We start from the raw sequence: 24,687 nt of genomic DNA, 5'->3' as shown, positions 1-24,687 counted from the left end.
GTGGCGAACGGCCGGCGAGGGCGGATGTCAGCGTTTCGTCATCGCTTACGGACCCTCTCCCGGGCGGTGCGGACCTACGGTCGGCACATGGCACGGTCATTGCTCCCCACCCGCCCCGGGCGTGGCCCGTTCTCGCGGGACTTCTGGCGCAGCCCGCTGCGCGGCCCCCGGTTCACCTCGGTGCTCGGGGTGGTCCTCCTCGCGGGCGTACCGATCCTGTTCGTGACGGGACTGCTGTCGTACGCCGCGTACAACCCGGACCTGGCGCCGGTGAACGACAAGACCCCCGACAAGGGGATCCTCGGCTTCTACCTCTTCCCCTGGCCCACCGACCCGCCGTGGCTGTACCGGCTCACGCAGGGCGTCCACGTCACGCTCGGGCTCGCGCTGGTCCCTGTGCTGCTGGCCAAGCTGTGGTCGGTGGTGCCCAAGCTGTTCACCCTGCCGCCGGCCCGCTCGCTCACCCACGCCCTGGAGCGGATCTCGCTGCTGCTCCTCGTCGGCGGCGCGCTGTTCGAGTTCACCACGGGCATCCTCAACGTCCAGCTCGACTACGTCTTCCCCGGCTCCTTCTACCCGCTGCACCTCTACGGCGCCTGGGTGTTCTTCGGCGCGTTCGTCGCCCACGTGGTGCTGAAGGCGCCGGTGGCGCTGCGCACTCTGCGGACAATGCGCGAGGGGGATGCGGAGGGGGAGGCGAGTGACGACGCGACCGACGAGCTGGTGGCCGCGCGTCCCGACCGGCCGACCGTCTCGCGGCGCGGGGCGCTCGGGCTGGTCGGCGGCGGCTCACTGCTGCTCCTCGCCACCTCCGCCGGGCGCTCCTTCGACGGGCCGCTGCGCGAGACCGCCGTCCTCACCCCGCACGGCGGCCCCGAACCCGGCTCAGGACCCGGCGCCTTCCAGATCAACAAGACGGCCGCCTACGCCGGGATCCGCGCCGCCGAGACGAGCGAGGAGGCGTGGCGGCTGGCCGTCACCGGCCGCTCGGGCACCGTCCGGCTCGGCCGGGCCGACCTGCTCGGCATGCCGCTGCACAGCGCGGCGCTGCCCATCGCCTGCGTGGAGGGCTGGTCCACCTCCGACCAGTGGTGGCGCGGCGTACGGCTGCGGGACCTCGCGGCGCTCGTCGGCCACGACGACCCGGTCGACGTGTTCGTGGAGTCGCTGCAACGCCGCGGTGCCTTCCGGCGCGCCGCGCTGCGCGCCAACCAGGTGGCCGACCCGCGCTCCCTGCTCGCCCTGTTCGTCAACGGTGAGGAGCTGACCCCCGATCACGGCCATCCGGCCCGGATCATCGTCCCCGCCGCTCCCGGCGTGCTCAACACCAAGTGGGTCGCCCGGCTGACCTTCGGTGACCTGTGAGGCGGCCTGTGAGGCGATGCGTGCGACCTGAGAGGAGACCCGTTCCCGTGCGACGCTCCGTGCCGTACAGAATGCTCCGCCCTGTGCTCGGCAGCCCGTTCCACCTGCTCGTCCTTCTCTGCTCCTTCGCCCTCTGCGCGTACGCGGGGGTGCGGCTCCTCGACGGCGACTGGTTCATGGTCGCGCTGTGGTTCGTGGGCGCGGCGGTGCTCCACGACCTGGTGCTGCTGCCGCTGTACGCGGCGGCCGACCGTGCGCTCGTGAAGGGCGTGGGCAGCCGGCGCAGGGTGTGGGTGCATCACCTGCGGGTGCCGGCCGCGCTGTCCGGGCTGCTGCTGCTCGTCTGGTTCCCGCTGATCACCGGCAGGGTGTCCGAGCGCTACGCCGGCGTCGCGGGCCTGTCGGCGGACGGCTTCCTGTTCCGCTGGCTGCTCGTCACGGCCGTCCTGTTCGGCGGTTCGGCGGTGGTGTTCGCGGTGCGCCGGAGGAGGCGACCGCCCGCTGACTCATGACGGTCGACGGCCGCTCGACGGTGCGCCGGTCCCGTGGACGAGGGGCCGGCGCACCGGCGTGTGCGGGGAGCGGCGCGGGGCACGGGCCACCGCGGCGCCCGGCGCCCGCAGATCGCGCGCCCGCACGCAAGGGGGCGCCCGCTTCGCTGTCCCGTACGCGCTTCCGGCCCGGTTCACCCGGCCCGGTGGGCGCCGTGGGCCTTCGTCCCTCCGGGCCGGGGGCGTGCCCCGGTCGCGCCGGGGCCGCGCAGCGCCACGAAGGAGCGTTCACCGGCCGACCACTCGGCCTCGGCCCGCCAGCCCGCGCCCCGCGCGTACCCCAGCAGCGCCGGGGTGCCGAGGCGGGCCCAGGGGAAGGGGGTGCCGGGGGCGCCGTGGGCGTCGGTGACGTGGACCAGGGCGCGTTCGTCGACGTCCGGGTACGGCACCGTCTCGATGATCGTCAGGCCGCCCGGTGCGAGGAGCCGGGCCAGCCGCTCCAGCAGGGCGCCCGGGTCGCCGCCGATGCCGATGTTGCCGTCGAGGAGCAGGGCCGTGCCCCAGCGGCCGGTGCCGGGCAGCGGGTCGAAGACGGAGCGGAGCAGCGCCTGCCCGCCCCGCCGGACCGTGTGCGCCACCGCGGCCGCGCTGACGTCGATGCCGAGCGCGCGGCGGCCCTGGACGCCCAGGGCCGCCACCAGCCGCCCCGGACCGCAGCCCACGTCCAGCACCGTGCCCTCGCAGCGCCGCAGCACCTCCAGGTCCGCCGCGTCGGCCTCCGCGCACCAGCGTTCCACGTCCAGCGGCAGCAGCCATCCGTCGGCCCGGCGCAGGAAGAGCGGGCCCCGGCCGGTGTGCAGGGCGTCGGCGTAGGGATCGGCGGACCAGGCGTGCTCGGCGGACGGAACGACCCGTTCCGTGGTGCGCTGCCGCCCGATGCGTGCGGTGCCGGGTGAACGGTTCGCCGCCCGTGCCCCGCTCACCGGCGCGCCGCCGTCAGCCGGGCCAGCAGCGCGGCGAACCGTCCGCCGGGCGCCGCACCGGCGACCGCCGCCGCGTCGTGCGCCGTGTCCACGTCCCGCAGCACCGGCAGGTCGCGCACCCGCAGACGGGCGAGCCGCCGCCGTTGCGCGGCCCCCGTGTCCGGGGTCGACATGGGAACCCCGCGCAGCAGCCCCGGGTCGGGGTCGGCCAGCCCCAGCGCCCAGAAACCGCCGTCCTCGGCGGGGCCGAAGTACGCGTCGCAGTCCGCGAAGTCCACGGTGAGCAGGTCGGGCGTCACCTGGGGCGTGTCCATGCCGATGAGGAGGGCGGGTCCGTCGCACCCGGCGAATGCCGCGGCCAGCCGCTCGTCGAGCCCGCCCGCGCTTTGCGGCACGACCTCGACGCCGTCCGGCAGCCAGGGTCCCGGCGCCCCGTCCAGCACCAGCACCCGGCGCCGCGCGGGCGTGCGCGCCACCGCGTCCAGGGTGTCGGCGAGCGCGGCCTCGGCGAGCGCCGCCGCCTCCTCGGGAGTGAACGGCGGGGTCAGCCGGGTCTTCACCCGGCCCGGGCGGGGCTCCTTGGCGATGACGAGCAGCGTCACGGGCGTCGTTTCCGGTGTCGTCCCCGGCGTCATGACGCCGCCCCCTCACGCGCGGGCGCCTCCCGGAGCACCCGGCTCATGTCCCGTACCGCCCGGAAGGTGCCGCGCCAGGTGCCGGTCACCTTGGAGGCGCCGGTGCGCGGCGCGTAGGGGACGTCGTGCTCGGCGATCCGCCAGCCGGCGTCGGCGGCGCGCACCACCATCTGGAGCGGATAGCCGCTGCGCCGGTCGGTCAGGTCCAGGGCGAGCAGCTCCGCGCGCCGGGCGGCCCGCAGCGGGCCGAGATCGTGCAGCCGCAGTCCGGTACGGCGGCGCAGCAGCCGGGACAGGGCCAGGTTGCCGGCACGGGCGTGGACCGGCCAGGCCCCGAGCGACCGCGGCCGGCGCCGCCCCAGCACCAGGTCCGCCTCGCCGGCCCGGACCTCGCGCACGAACGGCACCAGATCCGCCGGGTCCAGCGAGGCGTCGCAGTCGCAGAAGCACACGATGTCGGCCGTGGCGGCCGTCAGCCCGGCATGGCAGGCGGCGCCGAAACCGCGCCGCCCCTCCCGCACGACGGTCGCGCCGAGTTCGCGGGCGATGCGGTCGGAGCCGTCCGTGGAGCCGTTGTCCACGACGAGGGCGCGCCAGCCGGGCGGTACGCGTTCCAGCACCCACGGCAGCGCCGCGGCCTCGTCGAGACAGGGCAGGACGACGTCCACGGACGCCGGGCCCGCTTCCGGGGCGGGGGAGGAGGTGGTCACGGCTCTCACCCTACGAACGAGAAACGGTCATACCGGACATCGGCTTCTTACGAAACACGGACGTCGGCGCCCGGCCGCACCGCTCGCGCGCGCGTGGTGCGAGGCTGGCCGCATGGAGCAACGACCACCGCACGCCGAGGCGGGAGCCCGGGTCCTCGTCGTCGACGACGACCCCACCGTCGCCGAGATCGTCACGGGCTACCTCGACCGCGCCGGGTACGTCGTCGACCGGGCCGGTGACGGCCCCGACGCGCTCGCCCGCGCGGCGGCCAACTGGCCGGACCTCGTCGTGCTCGACCTCATGCTGCCCGGCATGGACGGCCTGGAGGTGTGCCGCCGGATGCGCGGCCACGGGCCGGTCCCGGTCATCATGCTCACCGCGCGGGGCGACGAGGACGACCGCATCCTCGGCCTGGAGATCGGCGCCGACGACTACGTCACCAAGCCGTTCAGCCCGCGCGAACTCGTCCTGCGTGTCGAGTCCGTACTGCGCCGCGCCCGTCCCGCCCCGGCCGCGTCCGGTGCTCTGCGGGCGGCCGGTCTCTCCATCGACCACGCCGCCCGCCGCGCCACCAAGAACGGGGTCGAACTCGCCCTGACCATCCGTGAGTTCGACCTCCTCGCCTTCTTCCTGCGCAACCCCGGGCGGGCCTGTGCGCGGGAGGAACTGATGCGGGAGGTGTGGGGCTGGGACTTCGGCGACCTGTCGACCGTGACCGTCCATGTGCGGCGGCTGCGCGGCAAGGTCGAGGACGATCCGGGCCGGCCCCGGCTCATCCAGACCGTGTGGGGCGTCGGTTACCGCTTCGACCCCTTCGCCGGGGCCGGGGAGGCGTGAGCCGTGCGTGACGCGCTCCTCATCGCGCTGTTCGCGTTCCTCGGCGCCGCCGCGGCGGGCCTGCTCGGCGCCTGCGTCCTGCTGCTCATCCGGCGCCGGTCGCTGACCGCGCACCTCGCGGTCGTCTCCGGGGTCGCGGTGACGGCGATGCTCGCGGGCACCCTGGCCGTCGCCCAGGCCATGTTCCTCTCGGCACACGACCTGACCGTGGTGACGACGGTCGTCGCCATGGCCGCCGTGGTCTCCACGGTCACCGCGCTGCTGCTGGGCCGCTGGGTCGTCGCCCGCAGCCGGGACCTGGCGCTCGCCGCCCGCTCCTTCGGCGACGGCGGGGCCTTCGCCGCGCCCGACGGCCCGTCCACCGCCGAACTCGCCGCGCTCAGCCGCGAACTGGAGGCCACCAGCGTCAGGCTCGCCGAGTCCCGGGACCGCGAACGGGCCCTGGAGTCCTCCCGGCGGGAACTCGTCGCCTGGATCTCCCACGACCTGCGCACCCCGCTCGCCGGACTGCGTGCGATGGCCGAGGCGCTGGAGGACGGTGTCGCCGCCGAACCCGACCGCTACCTCCGGCAGATCCGCACCGAGGTGGAACGCCTCAACGACATGGTCGGCGACCTCTTCGAGCTCTCCCGCATCCACGCGGGCGCGCTGACCCTCTCGCTCTCCCGGATCTCCCTGTACGACCTGATCGGCGACGCCCTCGCCGGCGCGGACCCGCTCGCCCGCGAACACGGCGTACGGCTCGTCGGCGACCGGGTGGAGCCGGTGCCGGTGGAGGTGGACGGCCGGGAGATGAGCCGGGTGCTCGGCAACCTGCTGGTCAACGCGATCCGCCGGACCCCGGCCGACGGCACGGTCGCCGTCACCGCCCGACGCTCGGCCGAGGGGGTGGTGCTGTCCGTGACGGACGGCTGCGGCGGCATCCCCGACGAGGACCTGCCCCGCGTCTTCGACACCGGCTGGCGCGGCAGCCACGCCCGCACCCCGCCGGCCGGCGCGGGCCTCGGCCTCGCCATCGTGCGCGGCATCGTCGAGGCCCACCGGGGCAGCGCCAGCGTCCGCAACGTCACGGGCGGCTGCCGCTTCGAGGTGACGCTTCCCGCCGCGCGGGGATGACGCGGGGGTGACTCAGTCCCCGCGCAGCCCCGCGGCCGCGAACTCCCGCATGCCCTGCGCGAAGCCGACCTCCGGCACCCAGCCCAGCTCCGCCCGCAGCCGGGAGGAGTCCGCGGTGATGTGGCGGACGTCGCCCAGGCGGTACTCGCCGGTGACCACCGGGTCCGGGCCGCCGTACGCGAGGGCGAGGGCGCGGGCCATCTCGCCGACCGTGTGGGGCGTGCCGCTGCCGGTGTTGTACGCGGTCAGCGCACCCGCGTGCCGCTCCGCCTCCAGCGCGGCGACATTCGCGCCCGCCACATCCCGTACGTGGACGAAGTCCCGTCGCTGACCGCCGTCCTCGAAGACGCGCGGGGCCTCACCGCGGGCCAGCGCCGAGCGGAAGAAGGAGGCGACGCCCGCGTACGGGGTGTCGCGGGGCATGCCGGGGCCGTAGACGTTGTGGTAGCGCAGCGACACCGCCGAGCCGCCCGTCGACCGGGCCCAGGCGGCGGCCAGGTGCTCCTGGGCCAGCTTGGTCGTGGCGTACACGTTGCGCGGATCGGCCGGGGCGTCCTCGCCGACGAGGCCCGGTTCCAGGTCCGCACCGCACACCGGGCAGGCGGGTTCGAACCGCCCGGCCGCCAGGTCGGTGACGGCCCGGGGCCCCGGCCGCACCACCCCGTGCCGCGGGCAGGCGTAGCGGCCCTCGCCGTACACCACCATGGAACCGGCCAGCACCAGCCGTTCCACCCCCGCCTCCGCCATCGCGGCCAGCAGTACCGCCGTACCCAGGTCGTTGTGGGAGACGTACTCCGGGGCGTCGGCGAACCCGGTGCCGAGGCCGACCATCGCCGCCTGGTGGCAGACGGCGTCCACGCCGGACAGCGCCTCGCGCACGGCGCCGGGGGAGCGGACGTCCGCCGTCGGATCGGCGCGGACGTCGAAGACCACGGGCTCGTGCCCGCGCGCCCGCAGCGCCTCGACGACATGGGACCCGATGAACCCGGCACCGCCGGTGACCAGTACGCGCATGCGTCCACGCTAGGCACGCCCGCCACCGGCCGACGGGACCGCGCCCGGCACGTCACCGGTCCGTAAGACATGGCCCCGCCCCGCCGGGCACGTGACCGGCGGGACCGTCGGCCGACCGGCTCGCTCGGCCGCCCGCCGTCGGGAGCCGTGAACTCGCGGACGCGAGGAGACCCCCGGCAAGGTCCCCGATCCCCGCCCGGGGCCGCTCCCCGTCGGCAGCCGTGAGCGGCCACCCGTGACAGCCGGGGATCCTCGGGGGCACCCGTGACAGCCGGGGATCCTCAGGGGCAGCCGTCACAGCCGGGGATCCTCAGGGGCCGCCGTCCAGGGGCAGCCGTACGGTGAACACCGTCGCGCCCGGCCCGCCGCTCAGGTCGATGTCGCCGCCGTGCGCCCGCGCCAGTGACCGGGCGACCGGGAGGCCGAGCCCGCTGCCGCCCCGGTCGCGGCTGCGGGCCTTGTCGACACGGTAGAAGCGGTCGAAGACCCGCTCCCGGTCCTCCGCAGGGACGCCCGGGCCCGCGTCGGCGACCCGCACCAGCGCCGCCCCGCCGGCGACGGAGACCTCCACCGACACCGGGGTGCCGGCCGGGGTGTGCACGGCGGCGTTGGTGAGCAGGTTGTCCAGCACCTGCCGGATGCGCTGCGGGTCCAGGCGCAGCCGCAACGGCCCCGCCCCGGCCCGCACCGTCAGCGGATGGTCCGGGTGGCCCGCCCGGAACGCGTCGGCGGCCTGCAGCACCAGCTCCACCAGGTCCGTGTCCGCCGTCCGCAGCGGTGCCTCCACCTCCGCCGCGTCCAGCCGGGCGAGCAGCAGCAGGTCGTCCAGCAGCACCCCCATCCGCGCGGCCTCCGCCCGCAGCCGCGCCAGGTGCCGGTCGCGCTCGGCGGGCTCGTTGGCGGCGGCGTACTGGAACAGGTCCGCGTAGCCGCGCACCGACATCAGCGGGGTGCGCAGCTCGTGCGAGGCGTCCGCGACGAAGCGGCGCAGCCGCAGTTCGGCCTCCGCGCGCACCGCGAGGGAGTCGTCGATGTGCTCCAGCATCGTGTTGAAGGCGGTGCGCAGCTCGGCGACCTCCGGGCCGCCGTCCCGCCCGTCCGCGCGCAGCGGCAGCCGGGACGCCGACTCGGACAGGTCGTGCGAGGCGATGCCGTGCGCGGTGTGCGCCATGTCGCTCAGCGGTTTCAGCCCGCGCCGCAGCATCCGCCGCCCGAACTCCACCAGCGCCGCCAGCGCGAGGGCGAACACCACGACCTGCACCGTGATCAGCTGCCCGACGGTCTCCTCGACGTCCTCCACCGGCGCGGCGCTCACCAGCACCACCCCCGGCTCGACCTCGCAGCCGCGCAGCCGGTAGACGCCCTCGCCGTGGATCCGCTCGGTGCGCATCAGCTCGGTGTCGGAGGACGCCATCGCCCGCGCCAGGCCGGCGAAGGCCCGGGTGTCGTCGGGCACGTCGGCGGGCCGGCGCAGGGTGACCGCGTCGTCGGAGACGTCGTACACCGCCGTGTACCAGCCGTAGTACGGCTTGCGCTTCACCGTGCCGTGCGCCGCCGCGTCCTTGGCCTGCACGGTCTGGATCAGCTTCAGCTGGTCGCCCAGCTGCCGTTCCAGGTAGTCGCGCATGTAGGCGGTGAGGGCCGTGCCGACGACCGCGAACACCGCCAGCGACAGCGCCCCGAGGCCCAGCGCCAGCCGGGTGCCCAGGCGCAGCCGCCGGTAGGTCCGCCGCAGCCGGCGCACCGCGCCGGTCACTCGGCGGCCTGCCGTATCACGTAGCCGAAGCCCCGCACGGTCTGGATGAGCGGCGCACCGGTGTCGTCCAGCTTGCGCCGCAGCCGGCTCACCACCAGCTCCACCACGTTGGAGCGGCCGCCGAAGCCGTACTCCCACACGTGGTCCAGGATCTGCGCCTTGGTCAGCACGGTCGGCGACCGGCGCATCAGATAGCGCAGCACCTCGTACTCGGTCGGCGTCAGCGACAGCAGCCGCTCGCCGCGCCGCACCTCGCGGGTGTCCTCGTCCATGGTCAGGTCCGCCACCCGCAGCACCGACCGCTGGAACCCGGGCCCCGCGCTGCGCCGCAGCACCGTGCGCAGCCGCGCCATCAGCTCCTCCACGGCGAACGGCTTGACCAGGTAGTCGTCGCCGCCCCGGGTCAGCCCCGCCACCCGGTCGGCGACCCCGTCCCGGGCGGTGAGGAACACCACCGGCACCATCGTGCCCGAGCGCCGCAGCCGGTCCAGGACGCCGAAGCCGTCGACGTCCGGCAGCATCAGGTCCAGCACCACGATGTCCGGGCGGAACTCGGCGGCGCGGCGCAGCGCCTCCTCTCCCGAGTTGGCGGTGACCGCGTCCCAGCCCTCGTAGCGGGCGACCGTCGCCACCAGGTCGGCGATGGGCGGGTCGTCGTCCACGACGAGGAGGCGTACTTTTTCCACCCGCCCATACTGCGGCACCGGGCTTCCGGCGCCAGAGGCGGTGGGCGATCGCGGCCCGATCGATAAGGACTTGAAAGTCGGCCGACAGCGGATCGACAGCGCCCGCGACCAAGCTCGGTGTCCCAGGACCCGATCAAGGAGATCCGGCGTGACAGCTGTCCATGCGCCTCCCGCACCCCCCACCGCGGGGCGACACCCCAAGGTGGTGGCGAGCACCGGGCTGTACGCGCTGCTCGCCGCCAACGCCCTGGTGGTGGCCGTCTTCTTCGTCCGGGCCGGGTTCGGCGCGAACGCGCTGGTCCTCCTCGGCCGCCTCACCGGCCTGTACGCGGCCCTGCTGATGGCCTTCCAGCTGCTGCTGGTCGCCCGGCTGCCCTGGCTGGACCGACGGATCGGCATGGACCGGCTCACCCTGTGGCACCGGTGGGTGGGCTTCGGACTGCTGTGGACGCTCCTCGGCCACGCGGTCTTCATCACCTTCGGCTACGCCGGGATGTCCTCGATGGACCCGGTGAACCAGCTCGTCGACCTCGCCGAAACCGTCGAGGGCGTGCTGCGCGCCGTCGTCGCGCTCGCCCTGATCCTCGTCGTCGGCGCGGTCTCCGCCCGCCGCGCCCGGCGCCGGTTCGCCTACGAGACCTGGCACTTCATCCACCTCTACACGTACGTCGCCGTGGTGCTGGCCTTCACCCACCAGGTCGCCGTCGGGTCCACCTTCACCGCCTCGCCCGCCGCCACCGCCTACTGGTACGTGCTGTGGGGCGCCGCCCTCACCGCGGTGTTCGCGGGGCGGCTGGTGCTGCCGCTGTGGCGGAACCTGCGCCACCGGCTGCGGGTCACGGCGGTCGTCGTCGAGAACGACGACGTGGTGTCCGTCCACATCACCGGCCGCGACCTGGACCGGCTGCCCGCCCGCGCCGGCCAGTTCTTCCTGTGGCGGTTCCTGACGAAGGACCGCTGGTGGCAGGCGAACCCGTTCTCCCTGTCCGCCGCGCCCGACGGCCGCACCCTGCGGCTCACCGCGAAGGCGGCCGGCGACGGCAGCGCCGCCCTGCGCCACCTCCAACCCGGCACCCGCGTCTTCGCCGAGGGCCCCTACGGCGCGTTCACCGCCCTGCACCGCACCCGCCCGGACACCCTGCTCATCGCCGGGGGCGTCGGTGTCACCCCGATCCGCGCCCTGCTGGAGGAGCTGCCCGGCCACGCCGTGGTCCTGTACCGGGTGTCGGCCGAGGCCGACGCCGTCCTCCACGGCGAACTGGGCGAACTCGCCGCCGCCAAGGGCGCCGAGCTGCACCTGATCACCGGCCCGCCCGTCCCCGACCGGCTGGCCCCCGCGGAACTGTCCCGGCTCGTGCCCGACCTCACCGGCCGGGACGTCTACGTCTGCGGACCGCCCGGCATGACCACCGCGGTCCTGCGCACCCTGCGCGAACTCGGCGTACCGAAACGGCAGATCCACTACGAGCGCTTCAGCCTGGCCGGGTGACGGACGCGGTGGCGATGAGGAGAACGAGGAGCACGGGAAGAACGAGGGGAACGAGGAGAACACCGTGAAGCGAGCACTGCCCGTCCTGGTCCTGACCGTCGCCGGGCTGATCCCGGTCTGGCGCTACGCCCCGCAGCAGGAGACGGCCGCTCCCGAGGCGGCCGCCCCGGCGCCCTCGGTGTCCGCCGCCCCGGGCTCCACCACCCGGGTCGTCACGGGCCCCACCGTGGACACGGAGAAGGGCCCCGTGCAGGTCGAGGTCACCCTGGACGGCGACCGGATCAGCGCGGTGCGGATGCTCCGGCAGCCGGACCACCCGCAGACCACGGCCGCCGTCCCGGTGCTGATCGAGGAGACCCTGGAAGCCCAGAGCGCCGACGTCGACACCGTCTCCGGTGCCACGGTCACCAGCGACGGCTACCGGGAGTCGCTGCAAGCCGCCCTCGACGCGCGGGACTCCTGACGTGCGGCGGGTCGAACACGTCATGGGTTTCCCGGTGTCGCTGCGCGTCGACGACGCGGGGTTCCCCGGCAGCGCGGCGGACGGGCTCTTCGGCTGGCTGCGCGAAGTCGACGCCCGCTTCAGCCCGTTCCGGGAGGACAGCGAGGTCAGCCGGCTGGACCGGGGCGAGCTGGACGCGGGCCGGCTCAGCCCCGGGCTCACGGAGGTCCTCGCTCTGTGCGAGCGGTACCGGACGGCGACCGGCGGCGCCTTCGACGTACGGCTGCCGGGGCGGCGGCTGGATCCGTGCGCGGTGGTGAAGGGCTGGTCGGTGCAGAAGGGCGCCGAGCTGCTCCGGGCGGCCGGGGCGCGGCGGTTCTGCCTCAACGCGGGCGGGGACGTGGCCGTCGCCGGCGGTCCGTGGCGGGTGGGCGTACGGCATCCCGAGGACGCCGGCCGGCTGTGCGCCGTCGTGGAGGTGACCGACGGCGCGGTGGCGACCTCCGCGCGCTACGAGCGCGGCGACCACATCGTCGACGGCCGCACCGGCCGTCCGGCCACCGGTCTGCTCAGCCTGACCGTCACCGCGCCCACCCTGACCGAGGCGGACGCGGTCGCCACGGCGGCCTTCGCGCTGGGCCGGGAGGGCATCGACTGGGCGTCCGCGCGCCCCGGCTGCGAGGTGTTCGCGGTGACGTCGCACCACCGGGTCGTGCGAACGCCGGGCTTCCCGGTGGCGGGGGACTCCGCGGTGCGGTCACGGACATGAACGCGCGGCCGCGGTCGAGTCGCGAGTCGGCGGGAGAGGGAGGTCGTCCCGTCGAGCGCATGGGTGCCCTCGACGGACCGCGCCATGGAGCTGACGGTTAATCAGGAAGCGGTGTCCCGTGGCGCGATGGCGTCGGCCACCGCGGACACGTGCCGGTTCAGGCGGAGGCTGACAGCGCCCGTCGTGAAGAGCGCTGTGCCCGCCAGGGACGTAGGGATCGAGGCGCCCAGGACCGCGAGCAGTTCGGGCCAGTTGCGTTCGGCGGCACACCGGCTACCGTCCGCCGCGAGTGCGTTGGCCTCCCGGCGGTCGGTGAAGAACCGGGACTCACAGTCCGCTGAGCCTCCTCGGGGCTGATCGACGGTGTAGGGCGTGAACAGCAGGACGGCGAACCAGAGCCACAGGCCTCCGCTGAGGGCAAGCAGAATCACTCCCCACTTCCGTAGACGTGCGGAACTCTCGGCGAAGTACTCAAGGGTGAAGTTCAGCAGCATGACGCAGCAACCTACCGCTTGCGCACGGAGGCGACCGACTCGGCGAACCAGCCGTGTGGCGCACCGCTTTCGACACCCAAGGGCTGAGAACGGACGCCGCTGTCGGCCCGGGACTCCGGACCGCGGAGTGGACCGGTGGCCACCGGTTCAGGAACCGCCCTGGGACGTGCCGTCGATGGACGCCTGGAGGCGGGCGCTGGCCATGCGCATGTGCGCGGCCATCGCCCGGTCCGCCGCCTCCGGGTCGCGGTCGCGGATCGCGCGCAGGACCGCGTCGTGCTCGCACAGGGTGCCGCTGACCGTGCCCTCGAGGTCGCTGACGCGTTCCATCCAGACCTGCAGCAGCGCCCGGATGCTGTGCAGGATGTCGCTGAGCACGCTGTTGCGGGCGATGCGGGCGCACTCCAGGTGGAAGGCGATGTCGGCGTCGATGAAGGCCGCCACGTCCCCGTGGGCCTCCCGCATGTGCTGGAGGTGCTCCTCCAGGCGGGCGACGTCGGCGTCGGTGGCGCGCTCCGCGGCGAGGCGGGCGGAGACGCCCTCCATGTAGGTGCGGACCTCGACCAGGTCCTGGGTGCGCCGCTGGCCCAGCATCAGCCCCCAGTTGATCGCCCGGGGCAGGAACTCCGAGGTGCCCTCGCGGACGTAGGACCCGGAACCCGGGCGGATCTCGATGATCCCGAGGACGTCCAGGGCGGAGAGCGCCCCGCGCACGCTCGACCGGGCGACGCCGAGCGCCTCGGCCAGCTGGCGTTCGGCCGGCAGCCGGGTGCCGGGCCGGATGTCCCCGGCCGACAGGTGGTCCAGGAGGCGTTTGGCGACCTCGCTGACGGAGGACTCGCGCACCACGGGGCGCAGGAGCCGGGCGAGGTCGGTGGCGGCCGCGGCGTTCTGCTGATCGGGCTGACTGGTCACGGTCACCAGTCAACCAGATCTCGGCCCCAGGGCACTGACCAGGCAGTTCACTCCGCTCGACGGCCCCGATGTCAAGACTCGGGCGATCCTCGCATCTGTGACGTTCCCTACACTGGTAAATTGGTGACCAATTTTGGGTGGCGGCTTACGGTGAAGGCGATCCGGCCGGCCCTTCCCCGCTCCCCGCAGGAAGAACCGCCGGGAGACCCAACCCGGACACAGCTGTCCGGGCGAGCCGAGGAGTCGCCCATGGGTGCCGACACGCATTCCGTGGCAGTCGAGAGAACTGCCATCAAGAAGGTCTCAGTCCGCCTCGTGCCGTTCGTGGCGCTGATGTTCTTCGTGAACTACCTGGACCGCACGGCCATCTCGTTCGCCGAGCCGAACGGCATGGGCGCGGACCTCGCCCTCACCGCCGCCCAGTTCGGCTTCGCCTCCGGGATCTTCTTCCTCGGCTACATCGTGCTCGAGGTCCCCAGCAACATGGCGCTGCACCGCTTCGGGGCCCGCCGCTGGCTCGCCAGGATCATGGTCACCTGGGGCATCGTCTCGCTGCTGTTCACCTGGGTCTCCAGCTCCGGACAGCTGTACACCCTGCGCTTCCTGCTCGGCGTGGCGGAGGCCGGCTTCTTCCCCGGCGCCATCCTCTTCCTCAGCCAGTGGGTGCCCGCCCGGCACCGCACCAAGATCCTCGGCCTGTTCTACCTGGCCCAGCCGCTGACCACCGTCCTCGGCGCGCCCCTGGCCGGCTGGCTCATCGGCCGCCACGGCCTGTTCGGCCTCGAGGGCTGGCGCGTGATGTTCCTGTTCGTGTCGCTGCCCGCGATCGTCCTCGGCATCGTCGCCTACTTCTACCTGATCGACCGGCCCGCCGACGCCAAGTGGCTCACCCCGGCCGAACGCGACTGGCTGACCAAGGAACTCGCCGCCGAGAACGCGCGGAAGACCGGCCACGCGACCCAGCACGCCAAGGGCGACCTCAAAACCGCCTTCACCAGCGGCCGCGTCTGGGTCCTGGCCATGGTCTACTTCGGCTTCGTCTACGGCCTGTACGCCCTGGCGTTCTTCCTGCCCACGATCATCGGCGGCTTCCAGGAGCAGTACGACACCACGTTCAGCGTGATGGATAAGGCGTGGATCACCGCCGTCCCCTACCTGCCCGCCGCCGTGGTGCTGTTCTTCTGGACCCGGCACGCCACCCGGCACGGCACCCGCACCTGGCACGTCGCCGGACCCGCCGTCGTCGGCGGCCTCTCCATCCCGCTCGCCCTGTACATGGGCTCCCCGACCGCCACGATCGCCGTCATCACCGTGACCGCCTGTTCGATCTTCGCGGCCCTGCCCGTCTTCTGGTCCGTGCCCTCCCGGTTCCTGACCGGAGCCGCCGCCGCGGCCGGCATCGCCCTGATCAACACGGCGGGCAACGTCGCCGGCTTCGCCGCCGGCTACATCACCGGCTGGCTCAAGGACTGGACCGGCGCCTACTACGCGCCGCTCTACCTGGTCGGCTTCTTCATGCTGCTGTCCGCCGCCCTGATGGTCCGGCTCGCCGCCCGGGAACGCATCGCCGAACCGGCGCCCGGAACCGAGCGGCAGCCGATGGAGGCCCACCGATGACCCGCCTGTTCAACGACCCCGCCGCCTTCGCCGACGAGGCCCTGGAGGGCTTCACCGCCGCCCACCGGCGCTGGGTCCGCTCCGTCACCGGCGGCGTGGTCCGCGCCGCCGGCACCCCCCGCGGCCAGGTCGCCGTCGTCATCGGCGGCGGATCCGGCCACTACCCGGCCTTCTCCGGCCTGGTCGGCCGGGGCCTCGCCCACGGCGCCGCCGTCGGCAACGTCTTCGCCTCGCCCTCCGCCCGGCAGATCCGCTCCGTGGCGCGCGCCGCCCACGCCGGCGCGGGCGTGCTGCTGATGTACGGCAACTACGCCGGCGACGTCCTGCACTTCGGGCAGGCCGCCGAACGCCTGGCCGGCGAGGGCGTGGACGTGCGCACCTTCGCCGTCACCGACGACATCTCCAGCGCCGGCCCCGCGGACACCGCCCAGCGGCGCGGCATCGCGGGCGACCTGCCCGTGTTCAAGGCGGCCGCCGCCGCGGCCGAGGAGGGCCTGCCGCTGGACGAGGTGCTGGCCGTCGCCGCCCACGCCAACGCCCGCACCCGCTCCTTCGGCATCGCCTTCTCCGGCTGCACCCTGCCCGGCGCCGGAGAGCCCCTCTTCACCGTCCCCGAGGGCCGCATGGCCGTCGGCCTCGGCATCCACGGCGAGCCCGGCATCGGCGAGGAGGCCGTGCCCACCGCCGACGAGGCCGCCCGCCTCCTGGTCGGCACCCTCCTCAAGGAACTCCCCGACGGGGTGAGCACCCCCGAGGGCGCCCGCGCGGCCGTGGTCCTCAACGGCCTCGGCTCGGTCAAGTACGAGGAACTCTTCGTCGTCTACCGCACGGTGGCCGCCCTGCTGGCGGAGGCCGGCGTCGAGATCGTCGACCCGGAGGTCGGCGAACTCGTCACCAGCTTCGACATGGCCGGCGTCTCCCTCACCCTGACCTGGCTCGACGACCGCCTGGAGCGGCTGTGGCGGGCCCCGGCCGACACCCCCGCCCACCGCAAGGGCGCCCTCGGCGCCGACGAGACGCCCACCCGTACGGGCGCGGCGGACGACGACAGCGACGACACCCCGGTGCCCGCCGCCTCCGCCGCCTCCCGGGAGGCCGCCGCCACCGTCCTCACCGCCCTGCGCGCCGTCGCCGACACCGTCGACCGCCACGCCGAGGAACTCGGCCGGATCGACGCCGTCGCCGGGGACGGCGACCACGGCATCGGCATGCGGCGCGGCTCCACCGCCGCCCGGCGGGCAGCGGCCGACGCCCTCGCCCTCGGCGCGGGCGCCGGCACCCTGCTCACCCGGGCCGCCGACGCCTGGGCCGACCGCGCGGGCGGCACCTCCGGCGCCCTGTGGGGCACCGTCCTGCGCGCGCTGGGCACGGCGCTCGGCGACGACGACGCCCCGACCGCGGCCCGCGTCGCCGCGGGCGTCACCGAGGCGTCCGCCGGCGTACGCCGGCTGGGCGGGGCCGAGGTCGGCGACAAGACCATGGTCGACGTCCTCGTGCCCTTCGCCGACACCCTCGCCGCCGCCGTCACCGACGGCACCCCGCTGACCGACGCCTGGGACCGCGCCGCCCACGCCGCCGAGACGGCGGCCGCGGCCACCGCCGGACTGCTGCCCCGCAAGGGACGCGCCCGCCCGCACGCGGAGAAGTCCCTCGGCACCCCGGACGCCGGCGCCCACTCCCTCGCCCTCATCACCCGCGCCGTGCACGCCGTACTGCGCAACGACCACTGAGGAAGGCCCCCCATGACCGACAAGCTCCGCATCGTCGTCGGCTCCGACGACGCCGGCCACCAGTACAAGGAAGCCCTCAAGCGGGACCTGGAGAACCACCACCTCGTGGCCGAGGTGACCGACGTCGGCGTCGACGCCGACGGCCACACCGCCTACCCCAAGGTCGCCATCGCCGCCGCCGAACTGGTCGCCCGCGGCGAGGCCGACCGCGCCCTGCTGGTCTGCGGCACCGGACTGGGCGTCGCCATCGCCGCCAACAAGGTCAAGGGCATCCGCGCCGTCACCGCGCACGACTCCTTCTCCGTCGAGCGCGCCGTCCTGTCGAACAACGCGCAGGTCCTCACCTTCGGCCAGCGCGTCGTCGGCCTCGAACTCGCCCGCCGCCTGGCCGCCGAATGGCTCACCTACCGCTTCGACGAGACCTCCGCCTCCGCCGCCAAGGTCCAGCTCATGTGCGACTACGAGAACGACGAGGCAGCCGCCTGATGTCCGACCCCGCACCGCCGCCGGTCCTGCTCGGGGTGAGCCTGAAGATGTACTTCGGCCACCACGAGACCCTCAACTGGGCCCGCAGGGTCGCCGCCCTGGCCGACCGCCACCCCGCCGTCACCTCCGGCGCGGCCCGCCTCTTCGTCCTCCCGGCGTTCCCCACCCTGGTCCCCGCCGCCGGCATCCTCACCCCGTACGGCATCGGCCTGGGCGCCCAGGACATCGCCACCGAGGACACCGGCCCCTACACCGGCGAGGTCGGCGGCCCCGTGCTCAGGGAGATCGGCTGCCGCTACGCCGAGGTCGGCCACGCCGAGCGGCGCCGCATGTACGGCGAGGGCGACACCGTCGTCGCCGCCAAGACGGCAGCCGCCCTGCGCAACCGCCTCACCCCGGTGCTCTGCGTCGGCGAACGCGACCGGGGCACCCCCGGCGAGGCCGCCGAGCGCACCGTCGCCGAGGCCGAACGCCTGCTGCGCGGCCTGGAGGGCACCGTCGTCCTCGCCTACGAACCCCAGTGGGCCATCGGCGCGCCCGAACCGGCCTCCGCCGAGCACATCACGACCGTGTGCGGCGCCCTCCGGGCCTGGCTGGACGACCAGCCGCAGCACACCGGTTCCTCCGTCATCTACGGCGGCAGCGCCGGCCCCGGACTGCTCACCCGCCTCGCCGGCGCCGCGGACGGCCTCTTCCTCGGCCGCTTCGCCCACGACCCGGCGAACATCGAGGCCGTCCTCGACGAACTCCACGTCCCGGCCCCGACGGCGGTGGCGTGATGGCGTACGGCATCAGCACCTACGCCTACTTCTGGCGGATCTCGGAGCGGGCCCCGCGGCCCATGACGCTCACCGACATGCTGCGCGACACCGCCGCACTGGGCGGCGAGGTCTTCCAGATCTGCGACTACGCCCCCCTGGCCGGCTACGACGCCGCACGGCTCGCCGACGTCCGCGACACCGCACGCGACCTGGGCATCCGCCTGGAACTCGGCACCCGGGGCATTCGCACCGACCACCTGCTCACCCACCTCGACATCGCGGGCGCGCTGGACGTCACCCTGGTGCGGTCCATGCTCCACGTCCCCGGCCACCGGCCGGACCCGACCGAGGCCACGGCCCTGCTGAAGGAGTCCGTGCCCCGCTACGCGGACGCCGGCGTCACCCTCGGCCTGGAGACCTACGAGCAGGTCTCCACCGACGACCTGCTGACCGTCGTCCGCGGCGTCGGCAGCGAGCACCTGGGCGTCGTCCTCGACCCGGGCAACAGCGTCGCCCGGCTGGAGCGCCCGGCCGACGTGGTCGCCGCCACCGCGCCCCACGTCGTCAACATCCACGTCAAGGACTTCGCCTTCACCCGGCGCGACGGCTGGGTCGGCTTCACCTACGCCGGCTGCCCGCTCGGCGAGGGCCTGCTCGACCACGACGGCATGGTCGCCGCCGTCCGCCCCGGCGAACGGGGCATCAACCAGATCGTGGAGCACTGGCTCCCGTGGCAGGACGAGGGCTTCGAGGCCACCGCCCGGCTCGAACACCAGTGGACGCAGCACAGCATCAACACCCTTCTGAGGAGCGAGTAATGGCCACCGAGACCACCCACCGGACCGACGTGCGGACCGTCGCCGTCATCGGGGCCGCCGGCAAGATGGGCCAGCGCGTCTCCGACAACCTGGTCGAGAGCGACTTCCGGGTGCTCTTCAGCGAGGCGTCCCCCAAGGGCCAGGAGCTGATCCGGGCACTCGGCCGGGACCTCACCGAGTCCACGGCCGCCGCCGCCGAGGCCGACGTGGTCGTCCTCGCCGTGCCGGACGTCGTCCTCGGCACCGTCTCCGAGGAACTCGTCCCGCTGATGAGGCCCGGCACGGTCGTCCTCACCCTCGACCCGGCCGCCGCCTACGCCGGACTGCTGCACGCCCGCGAGGACATCCACTACGCGTGCGCCCACCCCTGCCACCCGTCGGTGTTCCTGGAGCGCACCACCAAGGAGGAGTGGCAGGACACCTTCGGCGGCATCGCCGCCCCGCAGGAGGTCGTCGCCGCGTACGAGGGCGGCGACAGCGCCAAGCGGGAACTGGCCGAATCGGTCATCCGGGTGATGTACGCGCCCGTCGTCGACGTCCACTGGGTCACCGTCAAGCAGCTCGCCGTGCTGGAGCCGACCCTCGTCGAGACCATCGCCTGCATGGTCGGCGCCCTGCTCACCGAGGCCCTGCACGAGACCGTGCACACCGTCGGCGTGCCGGAGAAGGCCGCCCGCGCCATGCTCCTCGGCCACACCCAGGTGGCCCTCGCCAACACCCTCAAGGGCTCCAACCCGTTCTCCGACGCCTGCCTGATCGCCATGGACTACGGCCGGGAGTCCATCGTCCGCGACGACTGGAAGAAGGTCTTCGAGGACGAGGAACTCGACAAGGTCATCACGCGCATGCTGAAGATCAAGGAGATCAGGCGCTGACCCGGGCGCGTCCCGACCCCCGTGCCGCCCGTTCCCCGGGGCGGCACGGGCCCCGGGCGGCGGCCCCGGAGTGATCCGTCCGGAGCCGCGCCGCCGGGTGGTTGTCACAGGCGGCGTCTAGACTCGACCGGCACCTGCCTGCTCGACCTGGACCAGAAGAATCCGCCACCCGAAGGGCAAACGGCGTCTTGATACGGATCGACTCAGTCACGAAGCGGTACCCGGACGGCACGGTGGCGGTCGACCGGCTGTCGCTGGAGATACCCGACCGCTCGATCACCGTCCTCGTCGGCCCCTCGGGCTGCGGCAAGACGACCACCCTGCGCATGATCAACCGGATGGTCGAACCCACCGAGGGCACCATCCTCCTCGACGGCGAGGACGTCCAGCGGCAACCGGTCACCACCCTGCGCCGGTCCATGGGGTACGTCATCCAGAACGCGGGGCTGTTCCAGCACCGCACCATCGTCGACAACATCGCCACCGTGCCCCGCATGCTCGGCTGGGGCAAGCAGCGCGCCCGGGAGCGGGCGGCGGAGCTGATGGAGCGGGTGGGACTCGACACCGCGCTCGCCCGGCGCTACCCGTACCAGCTCTCCGGCGGCCAGCAGCAGCGCGTCGGCGTGGCGCGGGCGCTCGCCGCGGACCCGCCGGTGCTGCTGATGGACGAGCCGTTCTCGGCCGTCGACCCCGTGGTGCGCAAGGGACTCCAGGACGAACTCCTGCGCATCCAGGAGGAACTGGGCAAGACCATCGTCTTCGTCACCCACGACATCGACGAGGCGATCAAACTCGGCACCATGGTCGCCGTGCTGCGCGAGGGCGGCCGGCTCGCCCAGTACGCGCCGCCCGCCGAGCTGCTGTCCGCCCCCGCGGACGGCTTCGTCGAGGACTTCCTCGGCGCCGACCGCGGCATCCGCCGGCTGTCCTTCTTCGCCTCCGCAGCCCTGGAGCTGACCACCGACGCCGTCCTCCCGGCCGACGCGCCCGCCGAGCGGATCGCCGCCGCGCGGGCCCCGCACCTCCTGCTGACCGACCCCGACGGCCGCCCGCTGGGCTGGGCCGAACGCGACGACCTGACCGCCGGGGACGTCACCACCGACCGGCTGCTGCCCTACGGGCGGCCGTTCGTCCCCGGCACCGACTCCCTCCGGGTCGCCCTGGACTGCGCCGTGCTCTCGCCCACCGGCTGGGCCGTCGCCGTGGACGGCGGCGGCCGGGTGACCGGCGTCGTCTCCCAGCAGACCATCGGCGAGGCGATCCGCGCCGCCCACCACGAGAGCCGGGCGCACCGGGACGAGGCCGGGGTCGCCAAGTGAACGGCTTCTTCGACATCCCGAGCGACCTCCAGCACAGCTGGGCCGGCCTGATCGGGCTGCACCTGCGGGAGTCCCTGCTGCCGGTGGCCGCCGGACTGCTGCTCGCGCTGCCCCTGGCCCAGCTGTGCGTGCGGTTCCGCTGGCTGTACCCGCCCGTGCTCGGCCTGACGACCGTGCTGTACGCCATCCCCTCGCTGGCGTTCTTCGTCGTCCTCATCGACTACACCGGCCAGACCGAGCTGACCGTGATGATCCCGCTGGCCGTCTACAGCCTGGTGGTGCTGGTCCCGGCCATCGTCGACGGTGTGCGCTCGGTCCCCGAGGAGACCCTGGCCGCCGCCACCGCCATGGGCTTCGGCCCCGTACGCCGCTACCTCCAGGTGCAGTTGCCGATCGCCGCGCCCGCCATCATGGCCGGACTCAGGGTGGCCACCGTCTCCAGCATCTCCCTGGTCAGCGTCGGCGCCCTGATCGGCAACCAGGGCGCCCTCGGCAACCTGCTCGCCGCCGCGCAGAAGTACGACCGGCCGGAACTCGCCGTGAACGCCGTGCTCACCATGGCCGTCCTGGCGATCGTGTGCGACGCCCTGCTGGTCGGGCTGCGCATGCTGCTGACCCCCTGGATGCCCCGCGGTGCCCGTCCGAAGGCCGCCGCCCGGCCGGAACCGCTCACGGCCGAGGGAGCGGCCCGGTGAACGTCCTCGACTTCGTCCACGCCTTCTTCAGCGACAGCGCCCACTGGCAGGGCTACGACGGCATCCCGCAGCGCTTCTGGGAACACGTCCAGTACTCGCTGCTGGCCCTCGCCGTCGCCGCCGCGATCGGCCTGCCCGTCGGCCTGCTCACCGGACACACCGGACGCGGCGGCAACGCCCTCGCCCTCATCGCCAACGCCGCCCGCGCCCTGCCCAGCTTCGGCCTCCTCGTGCTGGCCGTGCTGCTGATCGGTTTCGGACTGCTGCCCGTGATGATCCCGCTGGTCGTCCTCGCCGTCCCGCCGATCCTGGTCACCACCTACGAGGCGGTCCGCTCCGTCGACCCCTCCCCGGTGGACGCCGCCCGGGGCATGGGGATGCGCGAGTCGAGGATCCTGTTCCAGGTGGAACTGCCGGTCGCCCTCCCGCTGGTCCTCAGCGGACTGCGCTCGGCGGCCATCCAGATCGTCTCCACGGCCACCATCGCCGCCTACGTCAGCCTCGGCGGCCTCGGCCGCTACATCGTCGACGGGCTCTACCAGCGGGACTACGAGAAGGTGGTCGGCGGCGCCACGCTGGTGGCGGTCCTGGCGCTGCTCACCCTCGCCGCGTTCTGGGCGGCGGGACGGCTCGCGGTGTCGCCCGGGGTGCGCCGGCGCTGACGCCCCGTCACCCCGTGGCAAACCGTGATCAGGATGTTCTTGACCGACCGTGAAACAGCTGGATTGGATCGACGCATGACTTCTAGCGCGAAGAGCAGCAGGTCCATCACGAGGCACACCGGCGCGGCGGCCGTCGCGCTCACCGCCGCGGCGGCGCTGCTCGCGGGCTGTTCCTCCGACAACACCTCCGACAACCCCCTCGAGGGCGAGAAGGCCGAGGCGGGCACCGTCGTCGTCGGCTCCAACAACTTCGCCGAGAGCACCCTGCTCGCCGACATCTACGGCGAGGCGCTGCGCGCCAAGGGCCTCGAGGTCAGCTACAAGCACAACATCGGCAGCCGCGAGACGACGTACGGCCTGATGAAGAACGGCTCCGTCACCGTCCTGCCGGAGTACAACGGCTCGCTGCTCGCCTACCTCGACCCCGAGGCCGGGCAGGAGTCGGCGGACGCCGTGAACGAGGCCGTCAAGGCCAAGCTGGACAAGAAGCTGACGCTGCTGGAGTCGTCCCCGGCCGAGGACAAGGACTCGGTCAGCGTCAACGCCGAGACGGCGAAGAAGTACGGCCTCACCGCCTCCTCCACCCTCGCCGACCTCAAGGAGGCCGCACCGGAGCTGGTGATCGGCGGCTCGCCCGAGTTCCAGACCCGGCAGCAGGGCCTCAAGGGCCTGGAGAGCGTCTACGGGCTGAAGTTCAAGTCCTTCAAGGCGCTCGACGCGGGCGGCCCGCTCACCCAGGAGGCGCTGACCAGGAACACGGTGCAGGCCGCGGACATCTTCACCACCGACCCGACCATCCTCAAGGAGAAGTTCGTCGTCCTGAAGGACCCGGAGAACCTCTTCGGGTTCGCCAACGTCACCCCGCTGGTGAACAAGGCCGGGCTGCCGAAGGAGGGCGTCGACGCGCTCAACGCGGTCTCCGCGAAGCTCGACACCGAGACCCTCCTCGACCTGGACGCCCAGGTGCAGCTGGACAAGAAGGACCCGCTGGACGTGGCCAAGGCCTGGCTGAAGTCGGCCGGCCTGGACTGATCCCCGCCGGGGTGCGGCGGCCCGGGCCGCCGCACCCCGCACACCTCACCGCGCCGGGGCCGCCTCGGCGATCAGCCGGTCGATCAGCGCGATGAGCACGTCCCGGCACGAGTCCCGCTCCCGCGCGTCGCACAGCAGCACCGGCACGCCCTCCGGCAGCGTCAGCGCGTCCCGGATGTCCTCGACCGGGTACGGGTGCTCCCCGTGGAAGCCGTTGACGGCGATCACGAAGGGGATGCCCCGGCGTTCGAAGAAGTCGATCGCGGCGAAGCTGGACTTGGGTCTGCGCACGTCCACCAGGACCACCGCGCCCAGGGCGCCCACGGCCAGGTCGTTCCACATGAACCAGAACCGCTGCTGCCCCGGGGTGCCGAAGAGGTACAGCACGAGATCGTCCGACACGGAGATCCGGCCGAAGTCCAGCGCCACCGTGGTGGCACGTTTCTCCTCCACGCCCTCCAGGTCGTCGACGTCCAGTCCCGCCATGGTGAGCGGTTCCTCGGTGCGCAGCGGGACGATCTCGCTGACCGAACCGACCATGGTGGTCTTGCCCACGCCGAAGCCACCGGCGATCAGGATCTTGACCGTGTCGGGTGCCGCACGGTCGGCGGACACCCGAGCGATGGTCTCAGAGCCGGCCAAGGCCCTCCCTCACTTTCTGCAGCAGGTCCAGATCCGGGGTGGTGCGGTTGACGGGGTGCGGCGGGCGGGCGGTGATCCGGCCCGCCTCCAGCAGGTCGCACAGCATGATGACGACCACGCTCACCGGCAGGTCGAGCCGTGCGGCGAGCTCCGCCACCGCGAGCGGCCGCTCGCACAGCCGCAGGATCCGCAGGTGCTCCGGCTGCGGCCGGCCGGCCGCCTGGGGCTGCGGATCCACCGCCGTGACCGTCGTGATGAGCGTGAAGTCGGCGCGGCTGGGCCGGGTCCGGCCCCCGGTCAGGGTGAACGGCCGTACGAGCCGGCCCGCCGAGTCGCTTCCGCCCACC

Annotated in this window: 27 protein-coding genes; 17 read left to right on the top strand and 10 right to left on the bottom strand. The window is 73.7% G+C overall.

Features of this window, described 5'->3' with window-relative positions:
* Positions 1-87 precede the first annotated feature (87 nt).
* Positions 88-1,365, top strand: a complete 1,278-nt coding sequence (locus FHX78_RS06685; protein WP_145866547.1) for a molybdopterin-dependent oxidoreductase — start codon at positions 88-90, stop codon at positions 1,363-1,365.
* A 71-nt stretch (positions 1,366-1,436) separates the two neighbouring features.
* Positions 1,437-1,877, top strand: a complete 441-nt coding sequence (locus tag FHX78_RS36710) for a hypothetical protein (protein ID WP_189908598.1) — start codon at positions 1,437-1,439, stop codon at positions 1,875-1,877.
* Between the two features lie 173 nt (positions 1,878-2,050).
* Here the strand turns inward: FHX78_RS36710 and FHX78_RS06670 are convergent, their stop codons facing one another.
* From FHX78_RS06670 to FHX78_RS06660, 3 genes are read right to left on the bottom strand one after another with little or no spacing between them, the layout of a single operon-like run.
* Positions 2,051-2,839, bottom strand: a complete 789-nt coding sequence (locus tag FHX78_RS06670; protein WP_167531703.1) for a methyltransferase domain-containing protein — start codon at positions 2,837-2,839, stop codon at positions 2,051-2,053.
* Entirely contained in the window at positions 2,836-3,474 is a 639-nt protein-coding gene (locus FHX78_RS06665; RefSeq protein ID WP_145866546.1) for a TIGR04282 family arsenosugar biosynthesis glycosyltransferase, read from the bottom strand. Before FHX78_RS06665 ends, FHX78_RS06670 begins: the two co-directional genes overlap by 4 nt.
* On the bottom strand, positions 3,471-4,193 hold the full coding sequence (locus FHX78_RS06660; RefSeq protein ID WP_145866545.1) for a glycosyltransferase family 2 protein: 723 nt from the start codon (positions 4,191-4,193) through the stop codon (positions 3,471-3,473). The genes FHX78_RS06665 and FHX78_RS06660 overlap by 4 nt, the downstream gene beginning before the upstream one ends.
* Positions 4,194-4,296: 103 nt before the next feature.
* Here FHX78_RS06660 and FHX78_RS06655 point away from each other — a divergent pair, with 103 nt between their 5' ends.
* Both FHX78_RS06655 and FHX78_RS06650 read left to right on the top strand, forming a co-directional pair.
* Positions 4,297-5,022, top strand: coding sequence for a response regulator transcription factor (locus FHX78_RS06655; protein ID WP_145866544.1), 726 nt, complete (start codon positions 4,297-4,299; stop codon positions 5,020-5,022).
* Between the two features lie 3 nt (positions 5,023-5,025).
* The gene (locus FHX78_RS06650; RefSeq protein WP_145866543.1) at positions 5,026-6,138 is read left to right on the top strand and encodes a sensor histidine kinase; all 1,113 of its coding nucleotides are present in this window, start codon (positions 5,026-5,028) and stop codon (positions 6,136-6,138) included.
* Between the two features lie 12 nt (positions 6,139-6,150).
* Here the strand turns inward: FHX78_RS06650 and FHX78_RS06645 are convergent, their stop codons facing one another.
* The 3 genes from FHX78_RS06645 to FHX78_RS06635 all read right to left on the bottom strand — a co-directional run bounded on the left by FHX78_RS06645 (position 6,151) and on the right by FHX78_RS06635 (position 9,594).
* Entirely contained in the window at positions 6,151-7,152 is a 1,002-nt protein-coding gene (locus tag FHX78_RS06645) for an NAD-dependent epimerase/dehydratase family protein (protein WP_145866542.1), read from the bottom strand.
* A gap of 310 nt (positions 7,153-7,462) precedes the next feature.
* Positions 7,463-8,908 carry a sensor histidine kinase gene (locus FHX78_RS06640; protein WP_145866541.1) on the bottom strand — a complete coding sequence of 482 codons (1,446 nt, stop codon included), beginning with the start codon at positions 8,906-8,908 and terminating at the stop codon, positions 7,463-7,465.
* Positions 8,905-9,594: a response regulator transcription factor gene (locus FHX78_RS06635; protein WP_189908589.1), complete on the bottom strand. Its 690-nt coding sequence runs from the start codon at positions 9,592-9,594 to the stop codon at positions 8,905-8,907. The genes FHX78_RS06640 and FHX78_RS06635 overlap by 4 nt, the downstream gene beginning before the upstream one ends.
* 148 nt (positions 9,595-9,742) lie before the next feature.
* Here FHX78_RS06635 and FHX78_RS06630 point away from each other — a divergent pair, with 148 nt between their 5' ends.
* From FHX78_RS06630 to FHX78_RS06620, 3 genes are all read left to right on the top strand, one after another.
* Positions 9,743-11,083, top strand: a complete 1,341-nt coding sequence (locus tag FHX78_RS06630) for a ferredoxin reductase family protein (RefSeq protein ID WP_145866540.1) — start codon at positions 9,743-9,745, stop codon at positions 11,081-11,083.
* 64 nt (positions 11,084-11,147) lie between these two features.
* Complete coding sequence (locus tag FHX78_RS06625; protein ID WP_145866539.1) at positions 11,148-11,546, top strand: FMN-binding protein; 399 nt, start codon at positions 11,148-11,150, stop codon at positions 11,544-11,546.
* A 1-nt stretch (position 11,547) separates the two neighbouring features.
* A complete protein-coding gene (locus tag FHX78_RS06620; protein ID WP_145866538.1) occupies positions 11,548-12,294 on the top strand; it encodes an FAD:protein FMN transferase in 747 nt (248 codons plus the stop codon).
* A gap of 101 nt (positions 12,295-12,395) precedes the next feature.
* Here the strand turns inward: FHX78_RS06620 and FHX78_RS06615 are convergent, their stop codons facing one another.
* Positions 12,396-12,788 (bottom strand): hypothetical protein, encoded by a 393-nt coding sequence (locus tag FHX78_RS06615; RefSeq protein WP_145866537.1) that lies wholly within the window; start codon positions 12,786-12,788, stop codon positions 12,396-12,398.
* A 147-nt stretch (positions 12,789-12,935) separates the two neighbouring features.
* On the bottom strand, positions 12,936-13,709 hold the full coding sequence (locus tag FHX78_RS06610) for a FadR/GntR family transcriptional regulator (protein ID WP_145866536.1): 774 nt from the start codon (positions 13,707-13,709) through the stop codon (positions 12,936-12,938).
* Positions 13,710-13,952: 243 nt separating this feature from the next.
* Here FHX78_RS06610 and FHX78_RS06605 point away from each other — a divergent pair, with 243 nt between their 5' ends.
* From FHX78_RS06605 to FHX78_RS06560, 10 genes are all read left to right on the top strand, one after another.
* Entirely contained in the window at positions 13,953-15,320 is a 1,368-nt protein-coding gene (locus tag FHX78_RS06605; RefSeq protein WP_145866535.1) for an MFS transporter, read from the top strand.
* Positions 15,317-17,050, top strand: coding sequence for a dihydroxyacetone kinase family protein (locus tag FHX78_RS06600; protein WP_145866534.1), 1,734 nt, complete (start codon positions 15,317-15,319; stop codon positions 17,048-17,050). Before FHX78_RS06605 ends, FHX78_RS06600 begins: the two co-directional genes overlap by 4 nt.
* Before the next feature lie 12 nt (positions 17,051-17,062).
* Complete coding sequence (locus FHX78_RS06595; protein WP_145866533.1) at positions 17,063-17,536, top strand: ribose-5-phosphate isomerase; 474 nt, start codon at positions 17,063-17,065, stop codon at positions 17,534-17,536.
* A complete protein-coding gene (locus FHX78_RS06590) occupies positions 17,536-18,315 on the top strand; it encodes a triose-phosphate isomerase family protein (RefSeq protein ID WP_145866532.1) in 780 nt (259 codons plus the stop codon). Before FHX78_RS06595 ends, FHX78_RS06590 begins: the two co-directional genes overlap by 1 nt.
* On the top strand, positions 18,315-19,115 hold the full coding sequence (locus tag FHX78_RS06585) for a sugar phosphate isomerase/epimerase family protein (protein WP_145866531.1): 801 nt from the start codon (positions 18,315-18,317) through the stop codon (positions 19,113-19,115). Before FHX78_RS06590 ends, FHX78_RS06585 begins: the two co-directional genes overlap by 1 nt.
* Positions 19,115-19,990, top strand: a complete 876-nt coding sequence (locus tag FHX78_RS06580) for a phosphogluconate dehydrogenase C-terminal domain-containing protein (RefSeq protein WP_145866530.1) — start codon at positions 19,115-19,117, stop codon at positions 19,988-19,990. Before FHX78_RS06585 ends, FHX78_RS06580 begins: the two co-directional genes overlap by 1 nt.
* A 188-nt stretch (positions 19,991-20,178) precedes the next feature.
* A complete protein-coding gene (locus FHX78_RS06575; RefSeq protein ID WP_167531702.1) occupies positions 20,179-21,309 on the top strand; it encodes an ABC transporter ATP-binding protein in 1,131 nt (376 codons plus the stop codon).
* A complete protein-coding gene (locus tag FHX78_RS06570; protein ID WP_145866529.1) occupies positions 21,306-22,004 on the top strand; it encodes an ABC transporter permease in 699 nt (232 codons plus the stop codon). Before FHX78_RS06575 ends, FHX78_RS06570 begins: the two co-directional genes overlap by 4 nt.
* A complete protein-coding gene (locus tag FHX78_RS06565) occupies positions 22,001-22,666 on the top strand; it encodes an ABC transporter permease (protein ID WP_145866528.1) in 666 nt (221 codons plus the stop codon). The genes FHX78_RS06570 and FHX78_RS06565 overlap by 4 nt, the downstream gene beginning before the upstream one ends.
* A 75-nt stretch (positions 22,667-22,741) precedes the next feature.
* Complete coding sequence (locus FHX78_RS06560; RefSeq protein WP_145866527.1) at positions 22,742-23,698, top strand: ABC transporter substrate-binding protein; 957 nt, start codon at positions 22,742-22,744, stop codon at positions 23,696-23,698.
* A gap of 45 nt (positions 23,699-23,743) precedes the next feature.
* On the opposite strand, the gene FHX78_RS06555 is transcribed toward FHX78_RS06560, so the two are convergent.
* Entirely contained in the window at positions 23,744-24,340 is a 597-nt protein-coding gene (locus FHX78_RS06555) for a GTP-binding protein (RefSeq protein WP_145866526.1), read from the bottom strand.
* Positions 24,327-24,686 carry a DUF742 domain-containing protein gene (locus tag FHX78_RS06550; RefSeq protein WP_145866525.1) on the bottom strand — a complete coding sequence of 120 codons (360 nt, stop codon included), beginning with the start codon at positions 24,684-24,686 and terminating at the stop codon, positions 24,327-24,329. Before FHX78_RS06550 ends, FHX78_RS06555 begins: the two co-directional genes overlap by 14 nt.
* Position 24,687 lies beyond the last annotated feature (1 nt).

Source organism: Streptomyces capillispiralis (assembly GCF_007829875.1).
GTDB classification, from domain to species: Bacteria; Actinomycetota; Actinomycetes; order Streptomycetales; family Streptomycetaceae; genus Streptomyces; species Streptomyces capillispiralis.
The sequence above is the reverse complement of the archived record's forward strand: the minus strand, read 5'-3'. Positions and strand labels throughout refer to the sequence as shown.